At 33.7% G+C, this 8,007-nt stretch carries 6 protein-coding genes; all 6 read left to right on the forward strand.

The features are described 5' to 3' along the window. Positions 1 to 119: 119 nt before the first annotated feature. Entirely contained in the window at positions 120 to 1,433 is a 1,314-nt protein-coding gene (locus P0N36_RS13960) for an extracellular solute-binding protein (RefSeq protein WP_275843473.1), read from the forward strand. Between the two features lie 4 nt (positions 1,434 to 1,437). Continuing rightward, complete coding sequence (locus tag P0N36_RS13965; protein ID WP_275843474.1) at positions 1,438 to 3,255, forward strand: sensor histidine kinase; 1,818 nt, start codon at positions 1,438 to 1,440, stop codon at positions 3,253 to 3,255. Continuing rightward, positions 3,248 to 4,852, forward strand: coding sequence for a response regulator transcription factor (locus tag P0N36_RS13970; protein ID WP_275843475.1), 1,605 nt, complete (start codon positions 3,248 to 3,250; stop codon positions 4,850 to 4,852). The genes P0N36_RS13965 and P0N36_RS13970 overlap by 8 nt, the downstream gene beginning before the upstream one ends. Before the next feature lie 90 nt (positions 4,853 to 4,942). Next, positions 4,943 to 6,025 (forward strand): C4-dicarboxylate TRAP transporter substrate-binding protein, encoded by a 1,083-nt coding sequence (locus tag P0N36_RS13975; protein ID WP_275843476.1) that lies wholly within the window; start codon positions 4,943 to 4,945, stop codon positions 6,023 to 6,025. Between the two features lie 172 nt (positions 6,026 to 6,197). Beyond that, positions 6,198 to 6,692 carry a TRAP transporter small permease gene (locus tag P0N36_RS13980; protein ID WP_275843477.1) on the forward strand — a complete coding sequence of 165 codons (495 nt, stop codon included), beginning with the start codon at positions 6,198 to 6,200 and terminating at the stop codon, positions 6,690 to 6,692. After that, positions 6,692 to 7,972 carry a TRAP transporter large permease gene (locus P0N36_RS13985; RefSeq protein ID WP_275843478.1) on the forward strand — a complete coding sequence of 427 codons (1,281 nt, stop codon included), beginning with the start codon at positions 6,692 to 6,694 and terminating at the stop codon, positions 7,970 to 7,972. The genes P0N36_RS13980 and P0N36_RS13985 overlap by 1 nt, the downstream gene beginning before the upstream one ends. Positions 7,973 to 8,007: the final 35 nt, after the last annotated feature.

Consider the following 8,007-nt stretch of genomic DNA (forward strand, 5'->3'; position numbering starts at 1 on the left):
AATTGCTTAAGGCGTCAAATCGATATACTTGAACGTTCACATACATTTGTGTAGGTACTTTGAATAAGTTAGTCATGACTGGTTAAACCAATAAATATAATATGGAGAGGAATAAATCAATGAAAAAACATAAATGGTTTGGTTTTTTTTTAGTTCTTATGTTGATAAACGTGGGATGTCAAAATATTATTGAAGATATAAAGTTAGATCAAAAGGATAATAAGATTGAGATAGAATTCTGGTATGGCCTTAGTGGGTATCCTAATCAACTCATGAAATCATTTATTGATGATTTTAACCAGTCTCAAGAGGCTTACTATGTTGTTGGTGTCGATCAATCAAGCCATGAGAATACTTTTAAGGCTCTAAAATCAGCCATAGCAAGGAAAAAGGTCCCAAGTGTTGTCTTGCTGGAAAACCAACATTTGAACTACCTTGCAACAAAAGGTGTGATCTTTCCTCTGACCGGTTTTGCCAAAAAAAACATTGAATTAGAGGATTATATAGAATCATACCTAGAACAGAATAAAATAAAAGAAGAAATCATGGGTATTCCATTGTATGGTACAACACAGGTATTGTACTATAGAAAGGATTTTTTTGAACAATACAGATTGAAACCAGTTGATCTATTAACTTGGGAAGCGTTGAAGGATGTTTCCATAAAATTGACTCAGAAAGACAAGGGTGAAGTGCTGGTTTATGGTTGGGGTTCAGTATATGGTACGGAAAATCTTATTGATGCAGCCATCAGTAATGGTGGATTTTTTTTGAGTGAAGAAGGAAAAGAAGTCATGATTAACACGAAAGAATGGATTGAAGCTTGGGAATATTTCAGACGGTTGATTCATGAAGAAAAAGTCATGAAAGTCCATTATGGTGGCGATGGTTCAAGCCACTGGTATTCAACAATTGATGATGTTATGCAAGGCCGCATTGCAGGATACATTGGTTCTTGCGGTGATATGGGTGAACTGGACGCTAGAGTCATTGGTACGTATATGTTGCCGGCTTGGGATAATAAAAGGGAAAACCCAAGAGGTGTTGTTAACCTTCAATCTATTTGTGTGCCATTGGATATTGAGGAAGAAAAGAAAATAGCAGCTTTTGAATGGATTAAGTATCTATCGGACATCAATACCAATCTAAAGTGGTCAACAAGCACAGGATTTTTGCCGGTTAGAAAGTCAGCTATGGACCAAGATGTTTTTTATGATACCGTACTTCAAAATCCAGATTATTTTATTCCAATTAGCCAAGTGAAGTTAGGAACGCGTATATTTATAGACCCTACAGACGGTAAGATATACGAATCATTAGAAAAAGCAGCCTATAAAGTGTTGATAGAAAACGTATCCTCAGAAGAGGCATTAAATGAGGCACAGTTACAAGGACAGTTTATGCTAGATGAAATGCTGAATAAAGGGAGATGATTCTATGTTTTTTAAATTCAAACATATTAGAAATAGAATTGCCATAAGTCTTTCTCTTGTTGTCGTTTCAACAATGCTTGTAGCAACCATGCTCATAAGTTATATATATTCCAAAGAGTTAATGAGACAAACAATCGTAATCACAGAACAAAAAATGGGGATTATTGTTAAAAGTTTAGAAGAAGAATTGGGAAAAGTAATAGAACTACAAAATACAATTCAAAATGATGCAGAAATACAGAATCTAATGGTGGGAAGAATTGAAGAAGCTGAGAAAAAGCATAATTATGAAGAAGCCATTTCTCAAAAGCTTAGAAAATACTCCTACGCCAATATATCGGTAAATTCCATTTTTGCTTTTGACATGAATGGTGAAGTATTAGACCCTCTTTATAAAATTCAACCTTATGATCAAATCGTGAAAGAGTTTGAGCTGTTTAACGACTACATAAAAAGTGGTGAATACAGTGCTTTTTCAATACCTACTGACTTTCCAAACCGAAAGTATAATCATTCCGAGAATGTTAAATCCACAATAACCTATTTTTCACAGTATATTAACGAGAGTAATTTTTTGCCAATTGGTTATCTACTTATTAACATTAATAAAGACTACCTTTTTAGAAACTTTATAAGATCTTGTGAAGAAGAGTTTGATTTTGTTATCGTGATGAATGAAGATGGAAATATCGTACTTGAAGTAGGTGATGAGTATCTTGACTCAAGTTATATTCTACAAACCATGAGTAATAAACAAAGTGATATAAGAAGTATAACCATAAAGGACTCGAATACATACTTGATTAATCAAGTGCTAGATCAGGATAAAGGATGGACAATTATTGGTGGTATATCCTATACAACCCTCAATAGAGGTAATAAAATAATCACCAATATAATAGTGGCAATTGGTCTTGTTAGTATTGCTGTTGTCATCCTTGTTTCCTTTTTCATATCTCAAAATATAACAAAACCTATTATAAAAGTTTCCCATGCAATGGAAAAAATGGAATATGGGAATTGGCCAAGTCCACTGGAGATTGTGGGGGATGATGAGCTAAGTATATTGGTGAATGGTTTCAATAGAATGGTTGTTGATGTCAAAGCGTTGATAAAACAGGTGGAATTAGAACAAATTCAGAAGACAGAATTCGAAATTAATAACCTTAGATTGCGAATGGAATTGCTTCAATCACAAATCAATCCACATTTTGTACATAATACCTTAAATGGTATCAAATACCTTGCTTTAAAGGAAAATGCCATTCAACTAGCAGGTATCATTGACTCCTTCAATATGTTGCTTAGGGCTAGTATGTCTATAGAAACCGATTACATAACTGTAGAAGAAGAACTAAACTGTGTTAAAAGTTTCTTGAATATTTTTAAAATCAGGTACGATCATAGCATTGATTTGCAGATTTGTTTAGATGAAGGAATAGAAAGCATCATGATTCCAAAATTAATTCTTCAGCCGATTGTTGAGAATTCTGCTTATCATGGCATTTTACCCAAAGAGGCGTTTGGTAGGATAAAAATAAGTATAAAGTGGATCGATGCAAAGATAATTAGAATTGAAGTCTATGATAATGGTATGGGTATAAGTAAGATGAGATTAGAAGAAATATGGTCAGAAAAAGGGAAAGGTAAAACCACGCCTAAGAATGGTTTTAATAATATTGGATTAAAAAACATTGTAGATCGATTGAAACTATACTATGGTGCCTTTTATCCACTAAATATCGAAAGTGAAGTAGGAGCTTACACAATGGTTTCTTTTCAAATCCCAGTAGAGGAAAAGGAGGTTGACTTTAATGTCTAATTATAAAGTTCTGGTTGTAGATGATGAAAAACCGGCAAGAGAATTGCTGATTGGATTAATTGATTGGGAAGCCTTTGGCTTTGAAATTTGTGGAGAAGCCAAAAACGGTAAACAGGCCTTTGAGAAATATGAAGAAATGCATCCGGATGTCATTATAACAGATATTCAAATGCCTTTATTAGACGGCCTTGGACTTATTAGAAAAATAAGGGAAAAAGATGAAGTACAAAAATTCATCATACTTAGTTGTTATGAAGAGTTTGCCTTTGCAAGGGAAGCTGTAAAAATGCATGTTGAAGACTACTTGATAAAAGACTTGATGAAAAAAGAAGACCTGGTTCAGTTATTACTTTCAATAAGGAAAAAAGAGGTTAAAAATGTAGAAGACAAACAGCAGAAGATAAAAAATCAGTTTTTTTTAAAGAGTAATTCCGAAATCAAAGAGATGATTCTGAACAATGAAATGTATCGAATAGGTGATCAATTAACCCTGGACGCATTAAGTATATACAGTATATTTATCATAAGTATCGATGATTATTATTTGAGAAATATACCCAGTAGTGGGTATAATAAAGAATCTATAAAAGATTGTTTACTAAGAACACTTGAATATATTAATCAAGATAATGAAGGCACTGTTGTAAATGAATTCACTTATTTAGGTTTTGGAAAGTTTTTTGTGCTGGTCAAGACAAAAAAGGAAATAAGTGAGCATGATGTGTCTCAAAAGTTTTCAGCGACAGCCAATCAAATTCGATATCGTTTTAATGAAAAAGACCATGAACATACAATTAGTATAGCGATTGGTCGACCTTTTAATAGCATACAAGTTTTTGAAGAAGCTTATAATCAAGCTCAAATGTTACTTAATTATAGATTATTTATAGGTAAAGATAAGAATATTATTTACAGTTCAAATCTACCTAATACGACAAGGATGTCAGAAGCGTCATTAACGCATAAAATGAAAATGCTGATTGAAGCCATTAATAACCATGACCTGATAAAAATGAAATTAGAAATAGGGGAAATATATAAATCAAATGTCAAAGGTTTTATGCAATACAACTTTTTAAAAGGCGTTAACGAACAATTGGGGTATTTAATTACGGATTTCTGCAATTGTAATGGGATTAACCATAGGGATGTATTTGAGGATCATTATATACCCATTCAATTATTAAATGAATATGATACCGTTGAAGAAATGGCTGAGTGGTTTACAGAAAAGATAGAAAATATCATTCAAATAGATAAAAACAAGAAAAAATACAGCCGCCATATTAGTGATGCCATATTATTCATTGAAGAAAATGATAGTATGCCCATATCCCTTAATGAGATATCAGAAGCCTTAAACATTCATAAGGTTTATTTGTCTAGAATTTTCAAAGAAGAAACGGGGATTACACTTTCTAAATTCATTCTTAATCACAAGATGAGAAAAGCCAAAGAGCTTATTGTTTCAACAAATATGAAATTCTACGAAATTGGTGAAAGACTAGGCTATAGTAATGCCCAACACTTTGTGGTTGCTTTTAAGAAGAATGAAGGCATAACACCTAAAAAATATCGCGACACACATAAAAAGTAGTTAAAATTATACAAAAAAAGTTAACGATATATACTTTTTAGTAAGATATTTTTGATACAATACGAGTATAAAATATCGGGAGGAAGTAAAATGAAAAAAGAAATGATGAAGCTTTTATCACTATGTTTTGTACTGGCAATAGGTATTGGTCTTTTTGCAGGATGTGCAAAAGAGGCACCAATAGCAGTAAGTACAAATACAGAAACAGAAGCAGAAACTGAAGTAGCAGAAAGTGACGTTGATGATGACTACAAACTTGTACTTAAGTTAAGCCATGTTTTTAGTCCAGATGAGCAATTAACAAAATCAATGGATGCAGCAGCAGCGAAGATCCTAGAAAAAACCAACGGTGCTATTGAGATTCAAACGTTTCCACAAGGACAAATAGCGACCTATAAAGATGGGGTTGAACAAGTTGTCCGAGGCGCAGACTTCATTTCTGTTGAAGATCCTTCGTATATTGGGGATTATGTTCCTGAATTTACGGCTCTTGTTGGTCCAATGTTGTACAACAATTATGATGAGTATAGAGAACTTGTAAGAACTGAAATGGTACAGGAATGGACTAAAAAAGCAGAGGAAAAAGGTATTAAGATTCTTGCGCTAGACTTCATTTTTGGTTTTAGAAATGTTATTACAGACAAAGTTGTGGTTACCCCTGAAGATTTAAAAGGTGTAAAATTAAGAACACCAGGCAGTCAATTGTTTATTGAAACATTAAATGCTATGGGAGCAACATCAACACCACTGCCTTGGGGAGAGACATTTAGTGCCTTAGAGCAAGGGATTGTAGATGGTTTAGAAGGTTCTGAATTTACAAATATTAATACTAAAGTATATGAAACAGGTAAGAAGAATGTTGCTTTGACAAACCACTTTTTGGGAACATGTGGTGTATATATTTCCTTAGATGTATGGAATAGTATACCGGAAAAATACCGTATTATAATGCAAGAAGAATTTGATGCGGAAGCCGATTATAGTGTAGAATTATTAAAATCTCAACACGCAGATGTGGTTAAAGAATTAGAATCTTATGGTGTTGAGTTTAACGAAGTGGATGTAGCAGCGTTTACAGAAGCGACAAAAGGATTATATGAGACTTTACCAGGGCTAAATATTGAAATATACAATCAGATTCAAGCGGAGTTAGCTGAAATTAGAGGTAATTAAAAGGTAAGATCTTTATTATACTTAATGAGTTCTGCTGTTATATAAAAAAAGCAGCAGAATTTATTTTTTTACAAAAAATTAAAAAAAAAGACGTTCTTAGTTGAATAATACATTGACAATGGGTGTCAAGGGTTTAATTATTGAGTTGTGTTTCTATAGGAGGATGTAAAGTATGCAGAACCTAAAATTTTTCATAAGGAACTTTGAAGAGTTAGTCAGTGGTTTTTTCATAATCATAACAGTTTCAGTTGTCATTTTAAATGTATTTTTGAGGTACGTCTTTAATATGGGGATTTTCTGGGTTGAAGAAGTGGCAACAATATCATTTATTTGGAGTGTATTTTTAGGCGCAAGTGCGACGTATAAACGTCGAATGAATATAGGGATTGATTTTCTAACCAGACGTGGGAATCAAAAAACTCAAACAATCATCAAATTGGTAGTAGATATGATGCTACTTATAATTACGGGGTACATTTTATACTTGAGTATTATATTTACATGGACGGCATCGATTAAACCAACAGCGGTACTTGGAATTTCTTCTGCGTATGTTAACGCTGCCTTAGTGGTAGGTTTTGGTTTAATGGTTATACAAACAATAGTCTTTTTGGTTCAAGATGTAAAAGATATAAAAATACTTAATAGTAGGAGGGAAGTATTGTGATGGCTTATGTTCCGGTTCTAATTGTTTTTATATTATATTTTTCGAGTATTCCCATTGCATTTGCCTTGTTTGCTGCAGCACTTGCATATTTTGGTTTCATAAATGTAGGGATGCCACCTGACTTGATTTTGCAAAAATTCATTACGTCAACAGGTTCGTTTCCCCTATTAGCCATCCCATTTTTTATCATGGTAGGTTCGGTTATGAATTATTCCGGTATCAGCAATAAGTTGATGAGTATGGCAGAAGTATTAACGGGTCATATGGACGGTGGACTTGCGCAGGTTAATGTTGTTCTAAGTACTTTGATGGGCGGTGTGTCGGGTTCAGCTAATGCGGATGCGGCCATGCAATCCAAGATTTTGGTGCCTGAAATGGAAAAGAGAGGTTATAGTAGAGCATTTTCAGCCGCTATAACAGCAGCTTCATCTGCTATTTCTCCAGTCATACCCCCGGGGATTAATTTAATTATCTATGCATTAATCGCTCAAGTATCCGTTGGTAAGATGTTCATAGCCGGTTATGTACCGGGATTACTAATGTGCTTAATCCTGATGGTAACAGTTACAATCATATCTAAAAAAAGAGGCTATATGCCAACAAGAGAAAAAAGGGCAACACTAAAAGAAATACTGTATCAATTTAAGGATTCAATATGGGCTCTATTTCTTCCTTTTGGCGTTATATTAGGTTTGAGATTTGGTGTATTCACACCGACGGAAGCAGGTGCGATTGCAGTTTTAATGTCGACATTAATAGGATTTTTCGTATATAAAGAGTTGAAGATTAAGCATTTTATAGAAATCATTAAGGATACTATTTATGGGACAGGATCCGTTGTATTGATTATTGTTGCAGCATCTGTTTTTGGTTATTACATGAGTTGGGAAAGAATACCACAAACGATTGCTCAAGGGTTGAGTAATTTTACGTCAGACAAATGGATGATGTTAATCATCATTAATATCATATTGCTATTAATGGGTATGTTCCTTGAAGGTGGAGCGGCACTGATAATTGTGGCACCACTATTGGTTCCGGTCGTTGTAGGTTTAGGCGTCGACCCAGTTCATTTTGGTATGATTATGATTGTGAACATTATGATTGGTGGTGTCACACCGCCTTTTGGAACGATGATGTTTACAACTTGCTCTATTACAAACACACCGGTACCAGACTTTGTCAGGGAAGTTTTTCCTATGATTATTGCTCTTCTAATTGCCCTATTGATTATTACATTTTTCCCAGGGTTAGTCATGTTTTTACCTAATTTGATGTAAGTTAGGTGTAAACGATTGTAATATTTTTAGCATAG

Source organism: Petrocella sp. FN5 (genome assembly GCF_029210395.1).
In the GTDB taxonomy this organism is placed as follows: Bacteria; Bacillota; Clostridia; order Lachnospirales; family Vallitaleaceae; genus Petrocella.